The following is a 26,276-nucleotide window of genomic DNA, read 5'->3' as shown; positions in this document are numbered from 1 at the left end:
GGGTTAATTCAAGGGATTACCCTGAGTTGACCTACTGATAAGCAACTTTAAAGAGAATCAACGAGAGGATTCACCATGTCTGTAATTAAGATGACCGATCTGGATCTAGCTGGCAAACGCGTGCTGATCCGTGCGGATCTCAATGTTCCGGTAAAAGATGGCAAAGTGACTTCCGATGCGCGTATCCGTGCATCCCTGCCGACTATCGAAGCGGCGCTGAAGCAAGGCGCTAAAGTAATGGTTACCTCTCACCTGGGTCGTCCGACCGAAGGCGAGTACAACGAAGAGTTCTCTCTGTTGCCGGTAGTTAACTACCTGAAAGACAAATTGTCTTCTCCGGTACGTTTGGCTAAAGATTACCTGGATGGCGTTGAAGTGGCTGCCGGTGAGCTGGTGGTTCTGGAAAACGTTCGCTTTAACAAAGGCGAGAAGAAAGACGACGAAACCCTGTCTAAAAAATACGCCGCCCTGTGTGACGTTTACGTGATGGATGCCTTCGGCACCGCTCACCGTGCACAGGCTTCTACTCACGGCGTTGGTAAATTTGCGCCTATCGCCTGTGCCGGTCCGCTGCTGTCAGCTGAACTGGAAGCACTGGGTAAAGCGCTGGGTAACCCAGCTCGTCCGATGGTGGCTATCGTTGGCGGTTCTAAAGTTTCTACCAAACTGACTGTATTGGGCGCGCTGTCTAAAATTGCTGACCAGCTGATTGTGGGTGGCGGTATCGCGAACACCTTCGTGGCTGCTCAAGGCAACAACGTAGGTAAATCCCTGTACGAAGCTGATTTGATCCCAGAAGCCAAACGTCTGTTGGAAACCTGCAATATCCCGGTTCCTACCGATGTACGCGTAGCGACCGAGTTCTCTGAAACTGCGACCGCGACGCTGAAACCAGCAACTGAAATCAAAGACGATGAACAAATCCTGGATCTGGGCGACGTGTCCGCTGAACGTCTGGCCGAGATTCTGAAAAACGCCAAAACCATTCTGTGGAATGGTCCGGTTGGCGTGTTCGAGTTCCCTAACTTCCGTAAAGGAACCGAGATCGTGGCTCGCGCCATCGCTGAGAGCGAAGCATTCTCTATCGCTGGCGGTGGCGACACTCTGGCAGCAATCGATCTGTTCGGTATTGCTGACCAAATCTCTTACATCTCTACCGGCGGTGGTGCATTCCTCGAATTCGTGGAGGGCAAAAAACTGCCAGCAGTAGTGATGCTGGAAGAGCGCGCTAAGCAGTAATTTAGATGACGGGGGGCGAAAGCCGCCCGTTTCGCTATTTCGCTGCTGTCGGTAGCCGCCGACAGGTTAATCAGCGAAACCGATTCCATTTATCTTCGGCCGACGAAACAGGACAACGTAACATGTCTAAAATTTTTGATTTCGTAAAACCAGGTGTCATCACAGGTGATGACGTGCAGAAAGTGTTCGCAGTAGCTAAAGAAAACAACTTTGCTCTGCCAGCAGTAAACTGCGTGGGTACTGACTCCATTAACGCCGTGCTGGAAACAGCGGCGAAAGTGCGTGCACCAGTTATCGTTCAGTTCTCTAACGGCGGCGCTGCGTTCATCGCGGGTAAAGGCGTGAAAACTGATGTTCCACAAGGTGCTGCAATTCTGGGCGCAATCTCTGGTGCACACCATGTACATCAGATGGCTGAGCATTACGGCGTTCCTGTGATTCTGCATACCGACCACTGTGCCAAGAAATTGCTGCCATGGTTAGACGGCCTATTGGACGCGGGTGAGAAACACTTCGCGGCTACCGGCAAACCACTGTTCTCTTCTCATATGATCGACCTGTCTGAAGAGTCTCTGGAAGAAAACATCGAAATCTGTAGCAAATACCTGACTCGCATGGCGAAAATCGGTATGACTCTGGAAATCGAACTGGGTTGTACCGGCGGTGAAGAAGACGGTGTGGACAACAGTCACATGGATGCTTCTGCTCTGTACACTCAGCCAGAAGACGTTGATTACGCTTACGAAAAACTGAACGCAATCAGCCCACGCTTCACCATCGCTGCCTCTTTCGGCAACGTTCACGGTGTTTACAAGCCAGGCAACGTTAAACTGACCCCAACTATTCTGCGTGATTCTCAGGATTATGTTTCTAAAAAACATGGCCTGCCACACAACAGCCTGGACTTCGTATTCCACGGCGGTTCAGGTTCTACTGCAGAAGAAATCAAAGAAGCGGTCAGCTACGGCGTAGTGAAAATGAACATCGATACCGATACCCAGTGGGCAACATGGGACGGTATCCTGCAGTATTACAAAAAGAACGAAGGCTATCTGCAAGCTCAGCTGGGTAACCCAGAAGGCGCAGACAAACCTAACAAGAAATACTACGATCCACGCGTATGGCTCCGTGCTGCCCAGACTTCAATGATTACTCGTCTGGAACTGGCATTCAAAGAACTGAACGCGGTCGACGTACTGTAATAGCGTTCCGTTTGTATTTGCTTAAAGGCTCCTGTAGGAGCCTTATGATATCCCCGTCCCACTGGTGTGGTACGGGGAATCAATCATTTAGCCAGCACTACAAGCCTCTAAAAGCATCTAAAAGCGACCCAAGTGTGGACAATCCGTGGACACTAAATCGTTGCTTTTCCTCTTAATGGATTGAACGAAATAGCATCCTGCAAGTAGTCGGGTGAAAAATGCGCATATGCCATTGTCTGCTGAATTGTCGAGTGACCTAATATTCGCTGTAGCGTAATAATGTTCCCGCCATTCATCATAAAATGTGTCGCAAAGGTATGACGTAAAACATGCGTTGCCTGGCCGTGCGGCAAGTCTACCTTCACTGACCGGAGTTCTTGGCAAAAGATCGGGTATGCCGCTTCGCCGAACAGCAAGCCTGATTTTTTTGAAATCAGATTGTCAGCTACGTCCTGCGATATAGGAACAGAGCGTGATTTGCCATTTTTCGTCTCAACAAACGTCACTCGATTATTTACTACATGCTCCGCCCTCAAGCGCGTAGCCTCTCCCCAGCGCGCCCCAGTACTCAGACATAAAACAGCAATCCGACGATTATCTTCATTCAGTCGGTCGAGCAATAACGCAATTTCCCCCTGCGATAGGAAGGCCATTGCTGTTTGCTTGGCTTTTAATTTACCGATCCCTCTCAAAGGATGTTCGCCGTGATACATCCCCGCATTAATCAGCGCAGTAAACATTCCTCCCAAAACAATCAAATCTCTGTTAACGCTGGATGCCTTTACGCCCTCCGCAAGTCTTATCGCTCGGTATTTGGCAATGGCGCTTTTATCAATCTGAAAAGCGCAGGGATCGGCCATAATCTTGGCGACCTTTGCCAACTGGGCTTTATATTTCTTCCCATAATCCATGCTCTGACCATGATATAGCCACCACAATGCAGTCAGTTCTGAAAGAGGCCGCTTATCTGCAGGTTTAGATAGCCAATCCTTTTCGTGGTAATTAACAACCACATATTTCTCAAACGCCAGTGCTTCGTGCTTTTTACTGAATGTCCGCCTAATCCGCTTTCCGTCGCGACCAGCCGGCCTAATGTCCACAATATATTGACCATCATCGAGCTTCTTAATCGACATAAGAAAACTCCCCGATGTAGTAGTCGTTTTGAAATTTATCTTCGAAAATGAATATCTTATAAAGAGTTAGCCAGCCCCATTTTCCGATTGCGGAGAGGTTTCGCTGTCTCGCCCATAGTGTGCGAGAGCCGGTGCAATTTGCCCGGATTCAGGGGCAATCTGATCGGTCATAAACCAGAGTGTGTATTTTTTAAATCGGGGATGATTCAAGATCCTCATTGTCATTTCTAAGCTCATTCCCTTAGCACCATTTTCATAGCTAGACAAAGTCGCATAGTTAACACCAGTTAACTCACTGAATTCTTTTCTGTTTATCCTTTCTGACTCTCTAATTAGCTTTACTTTCTCTGATACGTCTATTGACATGTTTATACCATCGTATAATATTGGCACTATCGTAAGGCGTACTTGTCGCCACCATAGGCAACTAAAAGCAACTATAAGCAATTAATTGCACAATCGTAGAGGTTAGCAGATGAGCAAAGAAATCGTAAGCATGTCAGATGCCATTAGTTACCCGGAATTTGCTCGATTGATCGGCAAATCACCGGAAGCGGTGAAGGGTATGATTGAGAAAGGTAAGTTGCCCGTCGTGGAAATGAAAAACCCAGAGAACCCTGCAGCACGCGCCGAATCATGGGTTTATTTGCCAGCCTGGAACAAGGGAATGAAGTTAGCTTTTGATAGCCGTCCTAAAGAAATTCGTGACGGGTGGTTGATGTGGTTAGGGCTGGGAGAGCCAATATGAGCTACGCCATAATCCCAATCAGCAAAAACTCAAAAGGTTATCGCTCGTTTGTGCTCGCTTATCGCCGCAGTACGGCAATTAACCCAATTGCGCGGCATGAGGTGCTGTTGGGCGATCAGTCGTTTGGCTATTTCTACTCACAATCTCTGGCGACTCAATACATTGACTGGTTGTATAGCCAACGCACAACGGGAGCCGCAGCATGAAATCCATTTGCTTACCGGTGGCTAACGCCATATTACGAACCTACACGGCTGAAATAGCTGAGTTAAATCTCTGTGCATCAGATAAAGGCGAAGCTTTCTCGTTTAATCCTCATCTTCGTGCACGTGAAAAAGAAGTTATCACCTGTAATGCCATTGCAGGATTAACCATGATCACAACGATAGCCTGGCAGTTATGCGGCTCTGAATTAAACGCTTTTCATCAGCTCAGTGCGGCCCTGCAAGAATTCAAAACGTCCGGCATTGCCCCGCAACCATTTAACGATGAGGTCGAGACATGCCCGGCCAATTAGCCGAATTAACCAGCGGAGCAATAGCCTTATTGGCAGCACTCGTTTGGATTGCCTTTCTTTCAGCCCGTGCGGTTATTCACGATCACCGTAGCCGCATAATCAACAAAAAAGAAACCGAACGCAAAACGTACCAGCAACTTTAAAGGATAAGAAATGAAGCAAGCCTATTTCATATTGATCAATGAGTTGTTGCAGCAATACCACTTCAAGGCCGAAAACCTGCGTATCGCTTCCGCTGTTGCCGACGAGGTGCGAATGTTTTCGCTTAATGATTACGCCTTTCGCCTGAGTGTCGGCTTGGAGGGGCTGTTAAGTACCGCACAATCATCTGGAGACCAAACTAGCGCTCAGGCGTTGGAATTGCTGGTCACTCAGTGTAATTGCGGTGTTATACCAAAACCCATCGAAGTCACAACCCAAAGCCAGCGAAATGCAGTTCGTTAAAGGTTGCCGCACACCATTTATTGCCAAGCCCGGAGCAAAGCGCCGTTGGTTTGCTCGTTTAATGGGTATTTTCACGTAAGGATTGGTTATGGCTAACACCGAACAGGTACGGGCTTTACCGCTGACATTAGAAGAACGTCAGAACGGCCTTAAACATACTGCTGAAATTTGGTGCTTATTCCCTAATCCAAAACATAAAGGGCTTATTCCCGCGCTTATTACTGAAATGGGTGAGACAGACCCGAAGATGAAAGGTGCTATTTATTATCTGGCAGGCATAGAGAGAGCCAGACATAACAATAAATTTTCAGATTTACGACCAGACGAACAAAGAAATATTGTCGATGCCTTAAACCGCTGGCGAGCGTCAGCCAGTTTATTACCGGAAAGAATCACTTATATAGATTGCGATCCTATTACCTGATTTAAATCGAACCTGATTAACACCTGAAATTTACAGGCGCTTTATTGCGTCGGGCTTTTTATTACCTAAAAACGAGGCTGAAATTATGACTAATACCAAAACCATCGATTCAATTAAAGGAATTACCTGCGTAATCAATGCAATTCAATCATTTCCTCATGAGTTGCATCCGTTGTTATCTGCTATGGCAAAACACGCTATAGGCCACTTAACCTCTGCCGCATCAGAAATAGAGCGCCTTAGCTGTATTGAAAGCAGTCAGCAACAGAAGATAAAGCAGTTAAATCAGCGCGTTGGGTATTTGGAGTATTTCCATTCAGCATTTGAACCGCTATGGGATTCATTGATTTTTGCGATTGCGGGTACTGATGCAGGTAAAAACATCGTTACCGCTGGTTTATTCGGCACAACCGCTAACGCGCTTAAAGCAATAAATAAAACAGAGTCTGGACGCAAAGAAGCAATACGCACTGCAACGGCATTTCAGGAGGCGGTGACCGCATATACCTACGCGCCAAGAACGCATGAATTGAAAATATTGCCCGAATATTTCCATGCAGTTATCGAAGGAAAGAAAAAAGCGGAACTACGAATAGATGACCGGGGTTTCCGTGTTGGTGATTATTTGCTGTTAAAGGAATGGGATGGCGGAGCGGATGAATTTACAGGGCGTGAAATTAAGGTGTTGACCACCGATATTACCGAAGCTGATTTTGCAATTCAGGGGTTGGTAATGCTGTCTTTTGCTCTTCCTGACAACCTCTCTTCTTGTAACGCCAATGCAGCTATCTTGAGTGGAAATAAATAATGAAAAATGACATTAAATCAGTTCAAAAAATCATGGGTGCTCGCGATTCATTTAAAGCACTTTTCCGCGCCATCCGTCAATGGATTAAGGGGCTGGGTAATAGACTGTGTAAATTAGGCGCACAGCATCGAGCCAAAAAGTGGCTAAAAAATAACTGTCTTATTCTAGATACAGAGACTACAGGGCTAGGGGATGATGCTGAAATAGTAGAAATAACTATTATTGATTGTACCGGTAAGATCCTGCTGGATACGCTTGTTAAGCCAATAAAAACTATCCCCGCCGAGGCCACCGCCATTCATGGGATCACGAATGAAATGGTTGCAGCCGCCCCGACATGGCGTGATATTCATTGGCAATTTATGGTGCTGACCAATGACCGTACCCTACTTATTTATAATGCGCTATTTGACACCCGTTTAATTTTTCAAACGGCGGCAGCTAATAATTGTCAGTTTTTAGGTAAGAAATATATTCTTGAAGCTGAATGCGTCATGGAAGCTTATGCCGAATATTTCGGCGAAAGGGATAAGAAGAGAAATAAATACAAATGGCAGAGACTGGGTAACGCCGCCAAACAGCAAGGCGTTGTTATTGAGGGTACTGCTCATCGTGCGCTTTCCGACTGTAAAACCACGTTGGGTATTATTCGTGCTATGGCGGGCGGTGCTCAATGCAATTAAATCGCTCCCCGCTTAAATGGGCCGGTTCCAAGGCCCGTATTATGGAAACCCTGCGCCAGCATTTACCTGCTGGTAAGCGGCTGGTTGAGCCGTTCGCCGGTTCCTGTTCGGTCATGCTGAATACGGATTATGACGAATATTTGATAACGGATATTAATGCTGACCTGATTAACTTTTACAACATCGCCAAACGAGAACCGAGCGAGCTAATCAACCTGGCCTCGTCCTTGTTTATGACGGCTAACACCGCCGAGCAATATTATGAATTCCGCAATGTTTTTAATACCGGCAACAGTGACGCACTCAGCAGAGCGGTAATATTTCTGTATCTCAATCGCCATTGTTTTAATGGTATGTGCCGCTATAACCAAAGCGGCGGTTTTAATGTTCCTTACGGTAAATATAAAGCGCCTTACTTCCCCGAAGCTGAGATCCGTTTCTTTGCAGAAAAGGCCAAGAACGCCACGTTCCTATGCTGCGACTTTTCCGAGACGCTAAATATGACAGTCCCAGGCGATGTGGTTTATTGCGATCCACCGTATATCCCAACGTCTAAAACGGCCGATTTTACCCACTATCACACTGATGGTTTTACCGATGACGATCAGCGCCGCCTAGCTTTGGCGCTGGTAAATACCGCTGATAACGGTTGCAAGGTGGTGGTTTCCAATAGCGACACTCCCCGCGCTGCCGAGCTTTACGCTCTTTTCGCCGTCCACAGTATTACCGCGCCGCGCTCTATCAGTTGCAAAGGCGATGGCCGTCAGAAAGTGCAGGAGATTATTGCTACGCTGGAGGCCGTGGATTGAGCCGAGACTCACGCGGCCGCATTGCACCTACACCGCCGTTACCTTTTCCATGTAGCGGCGTAGTGCCATTTGAGTGGGCCTATCCCTGGAATGCTCCGCGCCCTGCAATTGGTGGGCCGGTTTATTTACAGCCCCAAAACCAGGAGCAGACAGACCAACAACGGGCGGCATTAATTCATGCCCAAGATCTCCTTGCTAAACAGCCGCATATTGTTCAGCGCGGCATCCGTTTGCACCTCAATAAACTGGAGCAAAACCAGGGCATCCGCCGAGCCAATACGCACTTAACGAAAAACTTTGTTGAGCGCGTATTGCCACGTCTGGATCTGGTTCGTGATCAATATCAAATATCTGCCGAAGCTAACGACACAGCCCCACTTGCTACCCGTTTTAGCCATCTACCGGATGCCGGTCGGGCGGATATTGATTTGCTGGCGAAAGATATTTCTCTGCAATTACGCCGTGAGTTAGGCGTGATAAATGATGAAGTTGACGGCAAGTCTGATTTTACGGTGGTTTTTGCCCTTTATCGTCGTGCCGCAGCAATGACTCAGGCTTTTAAGCAGACGCCTCCCGGTTGGGAAATCTATCTAACGGCGCGCTGGAAACTGAACGTAAAAAACCTGACTTCATTTGTGGCTCGCATGATATCCGAGGATTGGTGGAAGCGCCGATTGCGCCGCCATGCAGATATGTGGAAAGAGCATTTACATATTGCCCTCGGCAATGTCAGTAAAAAAACCACGCCTTATGCCAGTACTGCCACCGTTGGGGATTGGCGGGAGCAGAAGCGGCGTACCCGAGAGTTTCTTAAATCAATGGAACTGGAGGACGAGCAAGGGAATCGTTTTTCCCTGATCGAGAAATACGATCACAGTGTGGCTAACCCGGCAATTCGCCGCTGTGAGCTAATGGTTCGTATTCGCGGATTTGAAAATATTTGTGAAGAGTTGGGCTACGCAGGGGAATTTTACACTCTGACTGCACCTTCTAAATTTCATGCCACCAATAAGGACGGTCACCGTAACCGTAAGTGGAATGGTGCAAGCCCAGCCAGAACCCAACGTTATTTGCGCGGGGTATGGAGCCGGGTAAGGGCAAAATTGCATCGGGAAGATATTCGCGTGTTTGGTATTCGCGTGGCTGAACCTCATCACGATGGCACACCGCACTGGCATATGTTGCTGTTTATGCGCCCGGAGCATATCGAACAGGCTCGGGTGATTTTCCGCAATCATGCTCATGAGGAAAATATCGACGAGCTGAATAGCGAAAAAACCCGAAAGGCCCGTTTTCATGCCGAAGCTATCGATCCAGAGAAGGGTAGCGCGACCGGTTATATCGCGAAATATATTTCGAAGAATATCGACGGCTACGCGCTGGACGGTGAAATCGATGACGATACCGGCAAGTTGCTAAAAGAAGTTGCTCCGGCGGTATCTGCCTGGGCAAGTCGTTGGCGTATCCGCCAGTTTCAATTTATCGGTGGTGCGCCGGTGACGGTTTACCGCGAATTACGCCGAATGGCCGATCACGATCAGGCTGTGGGGTTGAGCGTTGAGTTTGCCGCCGCCCATGATGCGGCTGATAACGGTAATTGGGCCGGGTATGTTAATGCCCAAGGTGGGCCATTCGTTCGCCGCGATGATTTGATTGTGCGTACCTATTACGAAGTCACCGAAGCGACTAACGGCTATTTTGAAAATGTGATCCGCATCAAGGGATTGTTTTCGCCCATCGTTGGCAGAGACACCCCCATCATCACGCGTACAACTGTCTGGACGATTGTCTCCGCCCGCGCCGTTGATTTGGCTGTTGACGTTAAGGGCGCGCCCGCGCCCTCTCGGAGTTCTGTCAATAACTGTACGGGGGTACAAAAAATGACCACACCACCGGTGGTCATTGAGCCGCCGCCACCGCCTGAAAACATCGATTTTGATGCATTAACGGCTAAAGAGCGGCGGCAAATGCTTAATCGGATACGCTGCGAAGCCGCAAAACCTCGGAAAAAGCCCACTAAACCCCGCCAGCCGAGCCAGGGCGAATTGATGCTGGCCGCAGATCTGGGCGAGAAAGAGTTTTTAATCAAAGATTTCGCTGATTCCATCGGTATTGCTCTGGATAACAACATGCTGAAATCCATAGCAAAAGGAGCATCGGTTACGGTTGAAGGTACGACTTATCGGGCGAGAACGGACGGCGCACTGTATGTCGTTCGCAATTTGACGACTTCGGCGACGGATATTAAAGCCAGATTTGAGCGGCTACGCGAGCAACAGGTGCCGCTGGTTATCCGCTTGGTTGGTGAGCATAAACGTAAGTTGGAAACCGTAGAGGCAGAAGATAACCAAGATAAACCGGTGTGGTTTGGGCCGGTGGCTGGGTGATGGTTAGTTATCCGATATAGATAAATCCATTGGTGTTGAACACCTAATGAGTACCTGCATCCGAACGCCTGGCTATTCTGTCGGAGTTAATGGCAGTGCACCAGGATGATTATTTGTTATAACGTGGAGATTGAAAATGATTAATGCAAATAAAGCTGTTGATATTCTTAACGAATTATTAATTCTTGATCCAGATGCTATTACAACCTTGGCGGCTATTCGTGTGGCTTGCTCCAACCGATTCGCCACTGACAGTACGGCTATGTGCGGCAAAATAGATGGGGTGATACGAGTCGGCATGATCGGCGTTATTAATGCGCTGGTTGAGGGTGGCGTGGTAGGGGCGGATTATGATGATAATTCGCTCTTAGTCGGCTTTCGTGTTGTGAAAGGATAGAAAAAATGACTACAGCAAGCGACCGCAAACGCGCACAGCGTCTGCGCGATAAAGCGTTAGGAATAACTACCGTTACCCTGCGTTTGGATGCGCAGGAGTTGGCTATGCTGCTGGAGGGATGCGAGCAGCGCCGCATAGCTCGCCAGCCTTACGACATTACCGAATATCTGATTGGCTTGATTCGCCAGGACAATAAGCTATTGCACAAGCAACTGGCCGAACTGAAGAAAAGTAGTTGTAAGCGCTGCGGGGATACTTTACCGGGCGAGAAAGACGGGTGTTGCTTGCAGGGCGATTCGGAATGTTGGCAGACAAAGGGGTATAAACATCTGATGTTATCCAGCCTGTAGCGCGGATGCTTTTACGATAGCACGAAGGGAGTTAGCTGGCTATCAAAATGAATGAATATGCATAAAAATGAATGGCGTACATGTGGTGAGATAAATTGACCGCAAGAAAGCCAGCCACCAGAGCGCCTACAGCCCACGCTGTCAGGCACTTTTTTGTTGTCCGTCGGATCGTGTCGTTTTGATGCAGAGAAGGCGGTGGTAAGCACTGGCTTTCTGGTGGGTATTTCTGCGGGCATTGCGGATATGAAAGTACAGCGGCAAGCCCTCTTTCCGCGTCACCCCCTCGCCCCCGCTTTGCATGACTAAAAATTCGCTTTTTATGCATTTCGAAAAGTGAGGGGAGGCCTTGCCTGGTGTGGTTTTCAGGGTGATTGGGTAGTGAATAGAGTTATGCGGATTGTTGCGCTATAGGCTTGCAGTGTTGTTGTGGGGTATTTGGGTAATGATTTGAGCAATTATCAGTTAATCCTACGCTGACCGTTGCGGCTTGCTCTTTTAAAATCGTGACACGGCACAAAAACAAAATCAAGAGGCTTGTGACATGTCACGATAGGAATATAAAATGTGTTGTGACTTATCTATAAATTATTGGTCACCGAAGGATTTATAGCAATCACAATATAGTTAAATATTGAATGATTGCATATTGTAAATATATCACGTTGAATATAAGTGAGCTTTAAGTCATGCCAGATTATACATATAGTTTCATTGGGGTATTATTAACAACTTTAGTTTCTTTCCTTGCATACCGCCGTAGCATTTTTCGAGACAAGTATAAGTTTGATGAGGATTTGATTAATGCTTATAAAAATAAAAGTCACGGAAGCAGATATTTAGTTGAAAGAGTATTTTTCTATAAAACTAAATGTATGAATGTTGGCTACCGAGAGATAGATCTTCTATTACGCTCGAATAACTCTGGGTACTCTATATTTCTATTTGAAAATAGTAAGCGCTTCGTCAATACTTGTTATATAGATGACTTAGGCGTCGCCAGATTCGCAAAGAAATTTGATAGTTTTATAAAAAGAATCTTATGGCAAGCACTATTGTTTATATGTTATTTATCACTTGTTTCATTGTGGGGCTTCTTGTTTCTTGATATTACTGAAAATACAATGCCCAGTGTCTCTGGAATTAACCTGAAATCCTCAGAACATATACTTAATCTGCTAAAAATTATAATAAACATATGTATTATGGGGCTAAGCATGTTGTTTGTTTTTAGATGTGTGGCGTCATTTGTTTGCATACATAACTGCAAGGAATTTGTTGAGCATTTTAATAAAAACAGCAAAGCCAGTTCTATTTTATTCACACCTATAGAACCAGCCCCACATGGTGATAGTAATCCTACTGGAAATAGTTAAACCAACAACTCATAAGGCCTAAACCTTATCACCTCCTCCCCAACCCACTCATTGAGTTCACTGAGCCGCTCCTGTAGCGGAGCCAGTTCGTTGATGGCAAATACCCGCGCGGCTTTTTCTACGTCGCCGAATCCGCCGGTATTGTTGGGGAGGATACCCATGAGCTGCGGTGGCACACGCTGGGCGGCGAGCTGGTCGTCGCGGGTGACGTTTTTAATATTCATAAATTCGTCTTTGGCCGCGACTTCGGCGAGTGGGATAACCTGCAAACCGTCTTTTTTACCGGCAGGCGCATACATAAACAGATTGCGGAAGTTTCCCGGCCCTTTGGATTCTTTCAGGGCGTTGCGCAGCTTGTCGATATCCTCCTGTTTATGGGCGGCATCGTTCATATACAGAATAAAACCGGCGTGACTGCCGTTCAGATAATATTTGCGGCGGAATAAGGTGGCGGCCTCATTAAGCCAGGTCGAATTTAACGAGGCCAGATATTCCGGCACGCCGTAAATTTCCTGATTAATATCCGGGTCAAGCAGATGAAACACATGACCCGGCTCAAACTGGTACGGTTCCGTCCAGGATTGCACATACCAATAAGTGTCAGTGTCCAGACCCCGGCGGGTGTATTTAGCTGGGCTGGGTGTGAGTTTCATTAATCCGCCCAGCCGGTTATAGCGGGCTTCCAAAAATGAATTGGCAAACACCAAAAAATCCAGCGCGTAGCGGCTAAAATCCTGTTTGGATAACAGCGGGTGCGGCTCAAACAGACTAACCAGCACATTGCGCTTCATGTAGATAGGCGAACTGTGGTGAACGGCGGCGCGGAAAGATTTCGCCAGACCATTAAAAGACACCGGCGGCTCGTACCAGCGATCGACCTGCGAACATTCCAGATAATCCAGAATATCCCGCTGATCCAGCATCGGAATGGGATCGCCAAAAGTAAACGCCTCGGCTCGCTGGCCGTCGTTCTGTCCTCGTGCGGCAGTAGCTTGCCCTGATTGCTTATTGCGGTTGCGCTGACGCATTAAAATATCTCCATGATACTGGTGTTATTACCGTTAATCCCTTCGAGGGGTTCATTAAACAGAGTGTGCATAATGGCCCAGGCTACATCGCCGTGGCTGGTGCCTTCAGCCCGATCGGTCACATAGGTGGCCTGCCTGCCGCTGGGTGTCATGGCTTTGCGCACAGACATAAAAGCGGTAGCGATATCCAGACAACCGGCGTCAAACTCCAGCCGCCCGGTGGTAATGACGTTTTTGGCTTTATAAATCAGGTCGGTTTTCATCTCGACGCTGTAGTGAATGGCGCGAACCGCCGGGAAGAACTGGCGCACTAGCTGGGTGACGGATCGGCCCAGTCCGGTATCATCAATGCCGATATAGGTCACGTTATAGCGATCGGTCAGCGCCTTGATATTGGCCGCCTGCACCGCGAAATCCATTCCTTTCCACTGGTGGCGCTCCAGTACGCGGAATTTACCGCCCGGCACCAATGGCGGCGCAACTACCGCGCACCCGGCACTGTCGCCGGTGCTGGCCGGGTCGTAACCAATCCATACCGGACGCTCACCAAAGGGGCGCAGGGATAACAAACCTACGTCTTTCCACACTTCCCAGCTATCCACCATGCAGCGCTGCATTTCCTGCATGGAAAATACCGAGGCGGTATCGTCGATAAAGTTGCACATGAACAGGTTGTCAAAATCTTCATCACTGTTTTCATTACGTAGCTCATCAATATCAAACAGATTGCAGCCGCCGCGTTCGGCGTCTTCAATATTGACGATCTGCCGGTACTGTTTATCCTCACACAGCTTGCCCCCGGCGAGGCGGGAATAGGTCACGTCAATTTCCCGCTGCCGGTCTCGGGCTTTCCCTTTGTTAAACAGGGTGCCATTCCAGAATTTATAGGCTTCGTGAGTGGTGGTGGAGGGCGTGGAGAAATAGGTCGAGCGGTATTTCTTCTGTGAAGCCATACCGGAAGCGGCGCGGCGCAATTTACTGAAGCCGGGTATCCAAAAATACTCATCCAGATACAGATTGCCCGGACGCCCCTGGGCGGTGCTGGAGTTGGTGCCTAAGAAGTGCATTTCTGCTCCGTTAGGCAAAATAATCACTTCCCCGCGCAGGTCTACCTCTACCTGACGGGCGGCGGCTACGATGTAGTTTTTAAATTGGTGCGCCTGGGCTTTGGAGGCGGAAACAAACATCTGATTGCGGCCGGTTTCGATGGCATCCAGCAAGGCTTCCCAGGCGAAGAAGTAGGTTGCCCCAATCTGGCGGGATTTGAGCAGGTTGCGGATACGAAACTCTTTCGATAAACCGGCCTGATACCAGCCACGCTGATAGTCAAACATGGATTCAAGAAAAATATCTTTCAGCTTGCTGGCCTGCTCCGGGCTAAAGCTGTTCTTTTCCGCTGCCTTGCGTGGCCCACTGTTACGGTTTTCAAGATTGGGATTGAGCACCGCCTCATTGCCACCGTTGTTATATTTACCGATACGGGCGTGCCGTTCGGCCTGACGCGCCAACAAGTCGATTTCTTTGTAGTCTTTTGCCTCTTTCACCGGCTTCATGACCAATCGGCAATACTCCGCTGCCGTGGTCAGTTGCATCTGATCCAATGGGCCGTAATCGTCCCACTTGTCGCGGCGCTTCCAACTGTGTACCGTGACAGCCTTCTCACCGATCATCTCCGCAATGCGGGCAATCCTCAGCCCTTGCCAGTACAGATACTTGGCTTGACGGCGGGGATCTAAATCGGCATTGATAGTGACACTATCCATATTCAATCTGCCTGTGCAGTAACCTTTCATGCCGCAAGGCTACCTATCCGCTACGCCTCCATCTCGTATTACGCCTTGTGCCAGCCCTGACACAACAGCGCTTCATTGTTCCGTTTGACGCCGGTTGCCAACATAAGGCCATACCATCCCAAACCGGAATTCATGCCATGCCTAAATCCAAGTTTTTCCGCGCCGTTGTCGAGGGTGCAACCAGCGACGGGCGCCTTATTCCCCGTCAGCACATTGTTGAAATGGCTGAAAGCTATAACCCGACGTTTCGCGGCGCCCGCGCCAATCTGGAGCACATTAAAAGTGTGCTGCCCGACAGCCCATTCCGCGCTTACGGCGATATTACCGCCGCCAAATATGAAGAAATCAAAGACGGCCCACTTAAGGGCAAATTGGCGCTACTGGTGCAAGTGGATGCGACGGACGATTTGGTCAAGCTGCGCGAGTCCCGCCAGAAGGTGTACTCCAGCATTGAGTACGTGGAGAAATTCGCAGACACCGGCAAAGCCTATCTGACCGGCATCGCCTTTACCGATACCCCGGCGTCACTGGGGGCGGAAATCCTGACCTTCTGCGCCCAAAGCGCCAATAACCCGTTGGCTTCACGTAAAAGCCAGGCCGACGCCATTTTCAGCGTGGCCGATGAAATCACGCTGGAATTCGAGACTGAAACCGAGCAGAAACCGGCGCTGTTTAGCCAAATCAAAGCCATGTTCACCAAAAAACAGACCACGGATGACGCTCGCTTCAGTGATGTGCATCAGGCGGTGGAATTAGTGGCGCAGCAACTGGAAGAAAAACTCACGGCGTTGAGCACACTGGAAACCGCTTTCACCGCGTTGAAAGCTGACCATGCCGCCACCCAACAGGCACTGACCGAACTGAAAACCCAACTCGGCAAAACCGATCGCCAATTTAGCCAGCGACCTGCGGCGACGGGTAACGAAAACGCCCTGCTGACCGATTGTTAAGGAGTTAATTTCCCATGAAAAATACGACCCGCAGTAAATATAAGCAGTTCGTCCAGCAAGTGGCTGCTCTGAATGCGTTGAGTGATGTGACTGACGTCGAGGCCAAATTTACCGTTGAGCCTTCGGTGGCGCAGAAGCTGGAAACCAAACAACAGGAAAGCAGCACCTTTCTGTCCAAAATCAACGTTTATCCGGTGGATGAAAAGGAAGGCGATAAAATCGGTTTAGGTATTGAGCGCCCGATTGCCAGCACCACCAATACCCATGAAAAAGAGCGTGAACCGACCGATCCAACCAGTCTTGATAGCAATGGCTACAAGTGCGGCCAGACTAACTTTGATACCGCCTTGCCTTACGCCAAGCTGGATATGTGGGCCAAGTTCCCCGACTTCCAAATCCGTATCCGCGACTCTATCGTTAAACGCCAGGCACTCGACCGCATCATGATCGGCTTTAACGGCAAAGCGCGAGCGAAAACCTCAGATCCAACCGAAAATCCCTTATTGCAAGACGTTAACCGTGGCTGGTTGCAGGCCGTCCGGGAAGATGCGCCGGAGCATGTGATGGATAAAATTGTGGATGAGGACGGCAAAGTGGTATCGGCTAAAATCCGCATCGGTAAAGGCGGTGACTATAACAACATGGATGCGCTGGTGATGTCAGCCGTCAATGAGCTGGTTGAAAGCTGGTTCCAGGACGACACCGAACTGGTGGCTATTTGCGGCCGTTCCCTGCTGGCCGACAAGTATTTCCCGATCGTTAACCAGATCCAGCCCAACAGCGAAACGATGGCCGCAGACCTGATTATCAGTCAGAAACGTATTGGCGGTTTACCGGCTGTGCGCGCACCACACTTCCCGCCCGACACCATTCTGATCACCCGTTTGGATAACCTGTCTATTTACTGGCAAGACGGCACCCGCCGCCGCGCCATTATCGACAACCCGAAACGTGACCGGGTGGAAAACTTCGAATCGGTCAATGAAGCCTATGTGATTGAAGATTTCGGCTGTGTTGCGCTGATTGAAAACATTCAGCTCGGTGATTTCTCCGCGCCGGTCATTCCAGACGCACCAACGGGGGAGTAATCCATCATGACCAACCCCGCCCGTCGGCACCGGCTATTTGTGGCGGCTCAACAGTCTGATTCGTTGAGCGAAGCCGCCAGCCTGAACCACGCCAGCACTTACGATCTGCTGCTGTTCAAGCTGCGGCAGGATATGGGCCAGCTTCACAAGGTGGAGTCTCATCTGGGTAAAGCCGAGGTGAAGCGGCGCATGTTGCCGACCTATCAACCGTGGGTCGCCGGTGTGCTGGCGAAAGGTCATGGCGGACAGGACGCGGTGTTAATGCGCATGCTGATTTGGCATATGGACGTGGGCGATATTGCCAGCGGGCTGGATATTGCTGAATACGCCTTACGCCATGATTTGGTGACGCCGGAAGATTTCAGCCGCACCACCGCCTGTCTGGTGGCCGAGCTGCTGACAACCGCAGCACAACGTGACCTGACCGATAAAGCGCCGCTGGATACCGCCCAACTGATGCGGGCGCGGGAACTATTAACCGGGCGGGATATGCCCGATGCGGTGAAAGCCCGGCTGCATAAGTTTGTCGGCTACGCCTTGCGGCAGGACGGGGACAACGTACTCGCCCTGGCAAACCTGAACGAAGCGCTACGGCTGGATGAAAACAGCGGCGTAAAAACAGACATCAAGCAGCTTGAGAAACTGATCCAGGCTGCGTAACCCAAACGCCACGGCGGGGGCGGCACGGTAGCCGAGTCAGAATATTTTTACTCTGACAAGGTTGCCGTCCACCGCCCACTTACTTGAGAACATCACAATGAACGTTGTGCTCCAGCCCAGCCCGGACAGGGATAAATCCCCCGTCAGTGATAGCGGCCAGACGATGATTAAAAACACCGAGTTCTGGCCGGATATCGACCTGAACAAATACCGGGATGATATGCGACAGGACGGCACTTTGAGCCAGCCGCGAGTGATTGAGGCTGCACGTTTTGCCATCCACGAAACGAATCGGCGTTTGGCTGACTGGCAACGCGCCCGGCAGAAACAGGGTTATTTTAGCCTGACGACCGTTCCGGCCAGCCAGTTAGACGGGGAAAGCGTCAATGTCCAACTTTACCGCCGAGCGGTGTATTGCCTGATGCAGGCCAGTTTAACCGAGCGTTTTCGCAGTATCGACGCCACCGGCTCCGGCAGTAAACGGGCCGATTCACTGGAAACCACCATTGATGCGCTGCGCCGTGATGCGGCCTGGGCGATTAACGATATTCAGGCTATCAATCGTATGACCTGCGAATTGATCTGATGCGCATTCTGGCTCAGCAAAATGACACGGTAGACGCCCTGTGTTGGCGCTATTACGGGCGGACTGCCGGTGTCACCGAGCAGGTGTTAGCCGCGAATCCGGGATTGGCAGACAGAGGGCCGATTTTGCCCCACGGCTACCCGGTCACGATGCCGGATATCACGCCAGCGGCGACCTCACAACTTTTACAACTTTGGGATTAGCGCCGCGCCCAGGGAGAAAACAGTGGATAAACACACGTCATGGGCCTCTTTTCTGGCCGCCTGGGTGCTGACCTTATTTGGTGCCTGGACGCTGCAAGACTGGGCCACCTTTATCGGTATTTTGCTGGGCGTCGGCACTTATCTGACTAACCGTTATTACAAGCGGCGGGAAGATATACGCCAGCAAGCAATCTATGAAATCAAACGACAACAGCTTATTCAGGGAGCCAATCATGAGCCGACTGAGTAAAGCCGTTCAGGGGCTGATCCTGGCCGGAGCCAGTTCGGTGGTGATTTTCTCTCAGTTTCTGGATGAGAAAGAAGGCAACCGCCTGAATGCTTACCGGGATGGCAGCGGATCACCCACGATTTGCCGGGGGTTGACGGTTATCGACGGAAAGCCGGTTGTGATGGGGATGACATTGACCGCTGCGCAGTGTGACCGTTTTAATCTGGCTGAAGCTCAGAAAGCACTGGCGTTGGTCGAACGCTACATCACGGTGCCGCTCAGTGATCCGCAAAAAGCCGGAGTGGCCAGCTTTTGCGCCTACAACATTGGTATCGGAAAATGCCGTCATTCGACCTTTTTCCGCAAGATGAATGCCGGGGATCGCGTGGGTGCCTGTCACGAAATCAGCAAATGGATTTTTGACGGTGGCAAAGATTGCCGTATCCGGGCGAATAACTGCGCCGGTCAGCCGGAGCGGCGGGAAGCGGAGCGCGAACTATGCCTAACCGATTAACATTGTTGATTGGCCTGGTGTTATTGCTGGCATTGGGTGGTTCAGCTCTGACGGCCCGACACTACCAGCGGCAAGCCGAAAGCTGGCGTGATAGCGCCCGCCAAAACCAGCAAGCGCTGAAAACGGCCAATCGCGCCATTGCCAGACAGCGGCAACAACAACAACAGGTCGCCGCACTGGATAAACAACACACCGAGGAACTGGCTCATGCCCAAGCCACCATTGACGATTTGCGCCGTGCTGTGGCCGCTGGTACTCAGCGCTTGCAGTTTAACACCGCCTGTCCCTTGCCCGATAGCCAGCGAACCGCCCGCGCCCCCAGCGTGGCTGATGCTGCCCGGCCCCGACTTACTGACGCCGCTGAACGGCATTATTTCGATCTCCGGCAACGCATCGCCACCGCCGACCAGCAAATAGCCGGTTTACAGGGCTATATTCGCACTATTTGCCTGAAACCTTTACGTAAACTGGAGCAATAACATGCTAAAACCTGACTCCCTGCGGGACGCGGTGATGAAAGCCAGCGCCTACGTCAGACAAAACCCCGACTGCCTGCATGTGTTTATCGATCGCGGAGCGATTGTTTCCACGCTGGCCCCGTCGCTGTCTTTTGAATATCGCTACACCCTTAATCTGGTGATGACTGATTATGGCCATGACATGGATTTGCTGATGGTGACGATCTTACACTGGCTGCGCAAACACCAACCGGGCATGATGGCCAGCCAGGATAAGCGTCAGGACGGTTTTACCTTCGAGATTGATTTTATTGATAAAACTGTCAGGGATATCAGCATTGAGTTGAAACTCACCGAGCGGGTGATAGTCAAAGAAGAAAACGGCGCGTTAAACGTCACCCATCTGGATGAACCGCCAGAGCCTTATGCGTTGCTGGATAGTTACCAGATTTATATTCAGGGCGAAAAGGTCGCGGAGTGGGCACGATGAGTGATTTTCATGAGCTGGATAACACGCTGTCTATTTTACTGGCTCAACTTTCCCCACAGGGGCGCACCCGGTTTACCCGCCAGGTTGCCAAACAACTGCGGGAAAAACAGCAACAGCATATTCAGGCCCAGCAGAACCCGGACGGCTCACCGTTCTTACCGCGTAAGAAAAAACGCCGCGACAAACGGGGGCGGATTAAGCGCAAAATGTTTACCCGCTTGCGCACCGCCCGTTTTATGAAAACCGAAGCCACGGCGGACGAGGCGGCAGTGACCTTTAGCGGGCAGGTTAATCATATGGTCAGAGTCCATCACTACGGCCTGCGGGATAAAATCAGCCGCAACGGGCCAACGGTAAAATATGAACGCCGCCAGTTGCTAGGGCTAACCGACGGCGATGTAGAGTGGATTGGGGATCTGGCGTTGGGGCATATTGCGAAGTAGTTATTAATCTGGTCTTTGCGGGAATAAATACAATATAAAGTGGTAAACCGCAAAAATACCCACGCAAGCTAATATGGCGACATACCAATGTTCAAAATAGAAAAATGATGTAACCATCAATACTATTGCGATCATAGCAACGGTATTTGCCGCCATATAAGAAAGATAATATAGAAAACCGACTAAGATTTTTTTAACCGTTGAGTTGGTTGATGACATTATCTATTATCCTCCTGTATTCATCATCTCGTCCCTGCTCTTGCATACCGCTGGCCTCCACATAGCCAGACACTGAATCTTTAATTAAAAAATACAATATGTCCAGTTCGCCCATAGAACGTAAACGCCAATATAATCTTGGGTTTTGTTCTCTCAGCTCTCTGGAGTCATAAGCTGAGTGGTTTGCCAATGCACCTGCGGTCAATATGGAGTTTATCGCCGCGCCCCGAAAAATACCCAAAGATGCTTTTAATTTAGGGTGCATTGCTATTGATCTATTCATTCGTGAAGTTAACAAATACATGAGTGTAGTTGTTGTACCAAAGCGGGAGCCAACTTTCGCATAAATGCTATTTAACAGCGCGTCTTTTTTATCTTCGGGAAGCCTATCGATAAAGTCTCTGGCAATTGTTTCAACCAGTCTTACTATTGCACTATCAATATCTCCATTTTTTATAAAAGTTGCCAACCGGTGAAAGTGATTGGAATTTTGGCTTCGGTGTTCTGTATCCATAACGCCACGCGTCAGATAATAGATATCCTGCGGGACTGACATAACCCCAGCCCATATGCTTTCAGGGACACCATCAGGTTCAAAGGACGCTACGATTTTGTTGGATATGGTATTAATCTCATCCACAAGATAATCCTTATAAAACGCGGTCATTCCAAATGCTATATGCTGATGTACCGGCAACATGATGCTGCCAGATAATACTTTCATAGCGAACTGATACATGTTCTTCCGGTTGCATACCTGCATGGGTCAGTGAGTGAGGATAATCAACATGGATATTTGTTAGTGCCGCATTAGTCAATTCGATGGTGTAATACTTCTCCTGAGAACCCGCGTTATTTGTTCGATAAAAATCGAAAGTACAGTGAAGACTCTCGTTCTCGGAAATAGATAATCCCAGCAAAGGCGATGATTTGTCGATCGGTTTTCTAAAAACTATCGGATGATGATTGGAGTTTTGAGCGCGAGATATCATGTGTTGTAAGGAGTAAACAAAAATTTGATCTTGATGCATTGACTGATACTGATTCCCAATAGAATCTAATGAGCCACAACCTGCGGATATTAAACCTTGCTTAGTCCCTTGCAATGTCAAATAAATTGAATTAGCCATTTAAAGTCCCTTTAAAATAATAAAACGTAGGGAGGTTACAGGGTTTAGTCATTAGATGCACCTGATGTATTACCGAACCCCCATATTGTTCACATTTTGATTAACCTTTAATACACGCGTTTATTCTTTTTGCAGTTAATTCTTTGTGCCATCCCTCACACAACCCCTATCACATGCCAGTCGCGCCCGCACGCGGCATACTGGCTGAATGAAAACGCTTATTGCAGCACTTAAACGCGCCCTGGCGAATCTGATCCGCATCGGCATTGTATCCGAAGTGGATACGGTCAAAGGTTTATGTCGGGTAAAAATGGGCGAGCTAGAAACCGACTGGTTGAACTGGCTGACGCCCCGCGCCGGTCGGGTGCGCTTTTGGGCTGCGCCCTCGGTGGGGGAACAGGTGATTATCCTCAGTATCGGCGGCGAACTCACCACCGCTTTTGTGTTGCCCGCGGTGTTTTCCGATAGCAATCCGGCACCCTCGGCTTCAGCGGATGCCATCGTAGTGACTTTTCCCGATGGGGCCAGATTTGAATATGAACCTGCAACCCGTCATTTAGCCATTACCGGCATGAAAACCGCCAATATCGTGGCCGAAACCTCGATCACCCTCACCACGCCAGTGGTGAAATGTACTCAACACCTGATTACCCGAACCCTTCTGATTGAAGAAGGCGGCGAGGCGCGAGGCCACTTTAACCATTCCGGTGGCAATCTGACCTCAAACGGTATTGTGGTTCACACCCATCAACACGGCGGCGTCAAAGGTGGCGGTGATTCCTCCGGGGGGCCGCAATGACTTATCTCGGCATGAATGCGCAGACAGGCAAAGCCATTACCGATATGGCTCACATTCGCCAGTCTATCAGCGATATTTTAATCACGCCGCAAGGCTCCAGAGTGATGCGTCGGGAATACGGTTCGCTGCTGTCCACGCTGATTGATCAGCCGCAGAACCCCGCCTTACGGCTCAAAATGATGGCGGCGGTGTATGGCGCAGTCATGCGCTGGGAACCCCGCGTGACGCTGACGGCGATTGATCTCACGACTGAAAACAGCGGAAAAATGACGGTGGAACTGTTCGGCAACCGCTCGGATAGCGCCGAACGCCTCAGTCTCTCTATCCCGTTAAGGGGGCAATAATGGCGACCATTGATTTAAGTCTGCTGCCCGCGCCGCAGGTGGTGGAATCACTGGAATTTGAAGCGTTACTTAATCAGCGCAAAGCGGCCTTTATTGCACTTTATCCTACTGAACAACAGGCGGCAGTGCGGGTGACGTTGTCCTTTGAATCCGAACCCATCGTTAAGCTATTGCAGGAAAGCGCTTATTTAGAATTGCTGCTACGCCAGCGAGTCAACGAAGCTGCGCAGGCGGTGATGGTGGCTTACGCCAATGGCAGCGACCTCGATCAGTTAGGTGCCAATAATGGCGTCGAGCGCCTGCTTATCACCCCGGCAGATTTAACCGCCATTCCGCCATTGGCCGCCGTGATGGAATCCGACGCCGATTTTCGGGTGCGCATCCCGCAAGCCTTTGAAGGTCTGAGCGTGGCTGGGCCGACCGGGGCCTATGAGTTTCACGCCCGCAGCGCCGACGGTCGGGTAGCCGATGCCTCGGCGCTGAGTCCGTCCCCGGCCTGCGTGACTGTCACGGTATTATCGCGCGAAAACAACGGCGTGGCGTCGGCAGAACTGCTCGCCAAAGTGGATGCGGCGTTAAACGATGAGAATGTACGGCCAGTGGCTGACCGGGTGACGGTGCAATCCGCTGTGATTGTCGATTACCAGATTGACGCCAGACTCTATCTGTTTCCGGGGCCGGAAGCCGAACCCATTCGCCGTGCCGCCGCCGACAAACTGGCCGCCTACGTCAACGCCCAGCACCGTTTAGGCCGTGATATTCGTTTATCGGCCATCTATGCCGCCCTGCATGTGGAAGGTGTGCAGCGGGTCGAACTGGCCGCACCGCTGGCCGATGTGGTGCTGGATAAAACTCAGGCCGCCTACTGCACCGGCTACACCTTGGCGATCGGCGGGTCGGATGAATAACCGCCTATTGCCTGCCGGTTCCTCGCCTCTGGAAATCGCCGCCGCCGCAGCCTGCACGGTGATTGCCGATGTGCCGGTGCCACTGCGCCAGCTATGGGATCCCGACACCTGCCCGCTGCCGTTATTGCCTTATTTAGCCTGGGCGTGGTCGGTGGATCGCTGGGATGAGAGCTGGCCGGAAGCGACCAAGCGCAGCGTGGTGCGCGCCTCGTTTTACGTTCACAAACACAAAGGCACCATCAGCGCTATCCGTCGCGTGGTCGAGCCGCTGGGCTATCTGATTAAGGTGCTGGAGTGGTGGAAAACCGGCGACATCCCCGGCACTTTTCGCCTTGATGTCGGCGTGCTGGAAACCGGTATTACCGAAGAAATGTACCGCGAACTGGAGCGCCTGATTGACGACGCCAAACCGGCCAGCCGTCACCTGATTGGCCTGTCGATAAATCTGGACAGCAGCGGCCAGTTTTACGTTGGCGCGGGTTGTTACAGCGGCGACGAGCTGACCGTTTACCCCTATTTACCCGAAGTTATCACCGTCACCGGCAGCGAATACACCGGCGGCACCATTCATATGATTGATGAGATGAGCGTGAACCATGACCGCTAGATTCTATGCACTTCTGACCCACGTCGGGGCGGCCAAACTGGCGAACGCCACCGCGCTCGGCACCCGATTAGACATCACCCAAATGGCCGTGGGCGACGGAGGCGGTGCTTTACCCGCACCCAATCCAGCACAAACCCAGCTTATCGGCGAGAAACGCCGGGCAGCGCTGAATGCCTTGAGCATTGACCCTGTCAATACCAGCCAGATTATTGCCGAGCAGGTTATCCCAGAGAATGAGGGCGGTTGGTGGATCCGTGAAATCGGCCTGTACGACAGTGCCGGGGATTTGGTCGCCATTGCCAACTGCGCCGAAACCTACAAACCGCAACTACAGGAAGGCAGTGGCCGCACTCAAACCATTCGGATGATTTTGATTGTCAGCAGCACCGAAGCGGTGACATTGAAAATCGACCCGTCGGTGGTACTGGCGACGCGGAAATATGTCGATGATAAGGTGATTGAGGTTAAGCAGTACGCGGATAACGTGCTGGCCGACCATGCCAAATCCCGCAATCATCCCGATGCGACGTTAAGCGAGAAAGGCTTTGTCACCCTGAGCAATGCCACCGACAGCAACAGTGAAACCGAGGCGGCGACGCCGAGAGCGGTTAAGGCTGCGGCTAATGCTTCCGTCACGGCATTATCCGATCACGTTCGCAGCACTAACCCTCATGACCAGTATGTGCAGGTACACGAGCATTCAGCCTTGGCCGTTAATAAAAACGCCGCCCTGAACGATTTGGCCGGAATACCGCCGCAACAGTTGCCGGTGGGTATGGGATTACATGCCGGCGGTCATTTCTGGGATAAGTTCGACATTGAAATGATCCCCGTCGCTTCTGGGGTAGCGCCGGAAACCCGTGCGCCGATTGTGCGCGAATTATTGCAGTACATGGGAATGGATAGGCTCCATTTTCACGGTGCATTCAACATTATGAAAGTCACCATCAAAAAGACTATCGACGGATTTGGCCCTTACGCTTTCCATATTCCAAGCCAGCATATTCCGACCGGCTGTTTTATGAGTTTTGTGCTGTATTACAAGATTATCGGTGGCGCTGACTGGTCTTGGTGCCACAACGAGGTTAAAGGCCGTTGGCACCAACATACTCATCACTTATTCAGTGGTAATGCTGCCGGGAACTACAGCCATGTGGATATTGGGGTAGCGGGTAATCCTGCGGTGGGAGATGTACTTTATCTTGCCTTACCGCAGATCATCCCGGGCAGATGGAACCCTGACCATCGTTGTCCGCAACTGTTTAATCTCGGCCTCGGCGAAGCCATCAGAACACAATAAAGGTGTAAAA

General features: G+C 50.3%; 35 protein-coding genes. 29 read left to right on the top strand and 6 right to left on the bottom strand.

From position 1 onward, the window contains the following. The first annotated feature begins 75 nt into the window (after positions 1–75). Together pgk and fbaA are read left to right on the top strand one after the other, a co-directional pair. Positions 76–1,239, top strand: a complete 1,164-nt coding sequence (gene pgk, locus PL78_RS09380; protein ID WP_049599683.1) for a phosphoglycerate kinase — start codon at positions 76–78, stop codon at positions 1,237–1,239. 122 nt (positions 1,240–1,361) lie between these two features. After that, the gene (gene fbaA / locus PL78_RS09375; RefSeq protein WP_064518361.1) at positions 1,362–2,441 is read left to right on the top strand and encodes a class II fructose-bisphosphate aldolase; all 1,080 of its coding nucleotides are present in this window, start codon (positions 1,362–1,364) and stop codon (positions 2,439–2,441) included. A gap of 152 nt (positions 2,442–2,593) precedes the next feature. Here fbaA and PL78_RS09370 read toward each other — a convergent pair whose 3' ends face one another. After that, positions 2,594–3,577, bottom strand: coding sequence for a phage integrase (locus tag PL78_RS09370; RefSeq protein WP_064514997.1), 984 nt, complete (start codon positions 3,575–3,577; stop codon positions 2,594–2,596). Positions 3,578–3,643: 66 nt separating this feature from the next. After that, entirely contained in the window at positions 3,644–3,943 is a 300-nt protein-coding gene (locus PL78_RS09365) for a helix-turn-helix transcriptional regulator (protein ID WP_064514995.1), read from the bottom strand. A gap of 109 nt (positions 3,944–4,052) precedes the next feature. Between PL78_RS09365 and PL78_RS09360 the strand changes: the two genes are divergently transcribed. From PL78_RS09360 to PL78_RS09305, 12 genes are all read left to right on the top strand, one after another. After that, positions 4,053–4,325: a Cox family DNA-binding protein gene (locus PL78_RS09360; RefSeq protein WP_064514993.1), complete on the top strand. Its 273-nt coding sequence runs from the start codon at positions 4,053–4,055 to the stop codon at positions 4,323–4,325. Then, positions 4,322–4,531 (top strand): hypothetical protein, encoded by a 210-nt coding sequence (locus tag PL78_RS09355; protein WP_064514991.1) that lies wholly within the window; start codon positions 4,322–4,324, stop codon positions 4,529–4,531. The genes PL78_RS09360 and PL78_RS09355 overlap by 4 nt, the downstream gene beginning before the upstream one ends. Next, positions 4,528–4,842: a hypothetical protein gene (locus PL78_RS09350; protein ID WP_064514989.1), complete on the top strand. Its 315-nt coding sequence runs from the start codon at positions 4,528–4,530 to the stop codon at positions 4,840–4,842. The genes PL78_RS09355 and PL78_RS09350 overlap by 4 nt, the downstream gene beginning before the upstream one ends. A gap of 153 nt (positions 4,843–4,995) precedes the next feature. Next, on the top strand, positions 4,996–5,286 hold the full coding sequence (locus PL78_RS09345; RefSeq protein WP_064514988.1) for a hypothetical protein: 291 nt from the start codon (positions 4,996–4,998) through the stop codon (positions 5,284–5,286). A gap of 88 nt (positions 5,287–5,374) precedes the next feature. Continuing rightward, positions 5,375–5,710, top strand: a complete 336-nt coding sequence (locus tag PL78_RS09340) for a DUF5347 family protein (RefSeq protein WP_064514986.1) — start codon at positions 5,375–5,377, stop codon at positions 5,708–5,710. Positions 5,711–5,795: 85 nt separating this feature from the next. Further along, complete coding sequence (locus PL78_RS09335) at positions 5,796–6,518, top strand: DUF3850 domain-containing protein (RefSeq protein ID WP_064514984.1); 723 nt, start codon at positions 5,796–5,798, stop codon at positions 6,516–6,518. Continuing rightward, positions 6,518–7,201: a 3'-5' exonuclease gene (locus PL78_RS09330; protein WP_084414317.1), complete on the top strand. Its 684-nt coding sequence runs from the start codon at positions 6,518–6,520 to the stop codon at positions 7,199–7,201. Before PL78_RS09335 ends, PL78_RS09330 begins: the two co-directional genes overlap by 1 nt. Then, the gene (locus tag PL78_RS09325; protein WP_064514983.1) at positions 7,192–8,010 is read left to right on the top strand and encodes a DNA adenine methylase; all 819 of its coding nucleotides are present in this window, start codon (positions 7,192–7,194) and stop codon (positions 8,008–8,010) included. The genes PL78_RS09330 and PL78_RS09325 overlap by 10 nt, the downstream gene beginning before the upstream one ends. A 62-nt stretch (positions 8,011–8,072) precedes the next feature. Next, entirely contained in the window at positions 8,073–10,397 is a 2,325-nt protein-coding gene (locus tag PL78_RS09320; RefSeq protein WP_084414382.1) for a replication endonuclease, read from the top strand. Positions 10,398–10,533: 136 nt separating this feature from the next. Continuing rightward, entirely contained in the window at positions 10,534–10,794 is a 261-nt protein-coding gene (locus PL78_RS09315; protein WP_064514978.1) for a hypothetical protein, read from the top strand. 5 nt (positions 10,795–10,799) lie between these two features. Next, the gene (locus tag PL78_RS09310) at positions 10,800–11,144 is read left to right on the top strand and encodes a hypothetical protein (protein WP_064514976.1); all 345 of its coding nucleotides are present in this window, start codon (positions 10,800–10,802) and stop codon (positions 11,142–11,144) included. 686 nt (positions 11,145–11,830) lie between these two features. After that, entirely contained in the window at positions 11,831–12,517 is a 687-nt protein-coding gene (locus tag PL78_RS09305; RefSeq protein ID WP_064514974.1) for a hypothetical protein, read from the top strand. Here PL78_RS09305 and PL78_RS09300 read toward each other — a convergent pair. Then, entirely contained in the window at positions 12,514–13,545 is a 1,032-nt protein-coding gene (locus PL78_RS09300) for a phage portal protein (RefSeq protein ID WP_064514972.1), read from the bottom strand. The two genes, PL78_RS09305 and PL78_RS09300, sit on opposite strands and share 4 nt — an antisense overlap. Next, on the bottom strand, positions 13,545–15,308 hold the full coding sequence (locus PL78_RS09295; RefSeq protein WP_064518358.1) for a terminase large subunit domain-containing protein: 1,764 nt from the start codon (positions 15,306–15,308) through the stop codon (positions 13,545–13,547). Before PL78_RS09295 ends, PL78_RS09300 begins: the two co-directional genes overlap by 1 nt. Before the next feature lie 167 nt (positions 15,309–15,475). On the opposite strand from PL78_RS09295, the gene PL78_RS09290 reads away from it, so the two are divergent. The 10 genes from PL78_RS09290 to PL78_RS09245 all read left to right on the top strand — a co-directional run bounded on the left by PL78_RS09290 (position 15,476) and on the right by PL78_RS09245 (position 20,959). Beyond that, entirely contained in the window at positions 15,476–16,288 is an 813-nt protein-coding gene (locus tag PL78_RS09290; protein ID WP_064514970.1) for a GPO family capsid scaffolding protein, read from the top strand. Positions 16,289–16,302: 14 nt separating this feature from the next. Next, the gene (locus tag PL78_RS09285) at positions 16,303–17,376 is read left to right on the top strand and encodes a phage major capsid protein, P2 family (RefSeq protein WP_064514969.1); all 1,074 of its coding nucleotides are present in this window, start codon (positions 16,303–16,305) and stop codon (positions 17,374–17,376) included. Positions 17,377–17,382: 6 nt separating this feature from the next. Beyond that, positions 17,383–18,036 (top strand): phage terminase small subunit, encoded by a 654-nt coding sequence (gpM, locus tag PL78_RS09280; RefSeq protein ID WP_064514967.1) that lies wholly within the window; start codon positions 17,383–17,385, stop codon positions 18,034–18,036. 97 nt (positions 18,037–18,133) lie between these two features. Then, on the top strand, positions 18,134–18,622 hold the full coding sequence (locus tag PL78_RS09275) for a head completion/stabilization protein (protein WP_084414315.1): 489 nt from the start codon (positions 18,134–18,136) through the stop codon (positions 18,620–18,622). Next, positions 18,622–18,825: a tail protein X gene (locus tag PL78_RS09270; protein WP_064514965.1), complete on the top strand. Its 204-nt coding sequence runs from the start codon at positions 18,622–18,624 to the stop codon at positions 18,823–18,825. Before PL78_RS09275 ends, PL78_RS09270 begins: the two co-directional genes overlap by 1 nt. 22 nt (positions 18,826–18,847) lie before the next feature. After that, positions 18,848–19,075 (top strand): HP1 family phage holin, encoded by a 228-nt coding sequence (locus tag PL78_RS20250; protein ID WP_064514963.1) that lies wholly within the window; start codon positions 18,848–18,850, stop codon positions 19,073–19,075. Next, positions 19,059–19,568 (top strand): lysozyme, encoded by a 510-nt coding sequence (locus tag PL78_RS09260; protein WP_064514961.1) that lies wholly within the window; start codon positions 19,059–19,061, stop codon positions 19,566–19,568. The genes PL78_RS20250 and PL78_RS09260 overlap by 17 nt, the downstream gene beginning before the upstream one ends. Next, entirely contained in the window at positions 19,553–20,047 is a 495-nt protein-coding gene (locus PL78_RS20245; protein ID WP_064514960.1) for a lysis protein, read from the top strand. Before PL78_RS09260 ends, PL78_RS20245 begins: the two co-directional genes overlap by 16 nt. A 1-nt stretch (position 20,048) precedes the next feature. Then, the gene (locus PL78_RS09250; protein WP_064514958.1) at positions 20,049–20,516 is read left to right on the top strand and encodes a phage tail protein; all 468 of its coding nucleotides are present in this window, start codon (positions 20,049–20,051) and stop codon (positions 20,514–20,516) included. After that, a complete protein-coding gene (locus PL78_RS09245) occupies positions 20,513–20,959 on the top strand; it encodes a phage virion morphogenesis protein (RefSeq protein WP_064514956.1) in 447 nt (148 codons plus the stop codon). Before PL78_RS09250 ends, PL78_RS09245 begins: the two co-directional genes overlap by 4 nt. A 193-nt stretch (positions 20,960–21,152) precedes the next feature. Here the strand turns inward: PL78_RS09245 and PL78_RS09240 are convergent, their stop codons facing one another. Then, a complete protein-coding gene (locus tag PL78_RS09240) occupies positions 21,153–21,818 on the bottom strand; it encodes a hypothetical protein (protein WP_128821872.1) in 666 nt (221 codons plus the stop codon). Positions 21,819–21,828: 10 nt separating this feature from the next. Then, positions 21,829–22,308: an Hcp family type VI secretion system effector gene (locus PL78_RS19590; protein ID WP_071889813.1), complete on the bottom strand. Its 480-nt coding sequence runs from the start codon at positions 22,306–22,308 to the stop codon at positions 21,829–21,831. 208 nt (positions 22,309–22,516) lie between these two features. Here PL78_RS19590 and PL78_RS09235 point away from each other — a divergent pair, with 208 nt between their 5' ends. The 5 genes from PL78_RS09235 to PL78_RS20785 are packed head-to-tail and all read left to right on the top strand — an operon-like array spanning position 22,517 to position 26,266. Then, entirely contained in the window at positions 22,517–23,107 is a 591-nt protein-coding gene (locus tag PL78_RS09235; protein WP_064514952.1) for a phage baseplate assembly protein V, read from the top strand. Next, positions 23,104–23,451, top strand: a complete 348-nt coding sequence (locus PL78_RS09230) for a GPW/gp25 family protein (RefSeq protein ID WP_064514950.1) — start codon at positions 23,104–23,106, stop codon at positions 23,449–23,451. Before PL78_RS09235 ends, PL78_RS09230 begins: the two co-directional genes overlap by 4 nt. After that, positions 23,451–24,359 carry a baseplate assembly protein gene (locus tag PL78_RS09225; protein WP_064514948.1) on the top strand — a complete coding sequence of 303 codons (909 nt, stop codon included), beginning with the start codon at positions 23,451–23,453 and terminating at the stop codon, positions 24,357–24,359. The genes PL78_RS09230 and PL78_RS09225 overlap by 1 nt, the downstream gene beginning before the upstream one ends. After that, complete coding sequence (locus PL78_RS09220; protein ID WP_064514946.1) at positions 24,352–24,966, top strand: phage tail protein I; 615 nt, start codon at positions 24,352–24,354, stop codon at positions 24,964–24,966. The genes PL78_RS09225 and PL78_RS09220 overlap by 8 nt, the downstream gene beginning before the upstream one ends. After that, positions 24,956–26,266, top strand: coding sequence for a phage tail protein (locus tag PL78_RS20785; protein WP_235601019.1), 1,311 nt, complete (start codon positions 24,956–24,958; stop codon positions 26,264–26,266). Before PL78_RS09220 ends, PL78_RS20785 begins: the two co-directional genes overlap by 11 nt. The last annotated feature ends 10 nt before the right edge of the window (positions 26,267–26,276 follow it).

This window comes from Yersinia entomophaga (assembly GCF_001656035.1).
Classification (GTDB): domain Bacteria; phylum Pseudomonadota; class Gammaproteobacteria; order Enterobacterales; family Enterobacteriaceae; genus Yersinia; species Yersinia entomophaga.
This window is presented reverse-complemented; position numbering and strand designations above follow the sequence as displayed.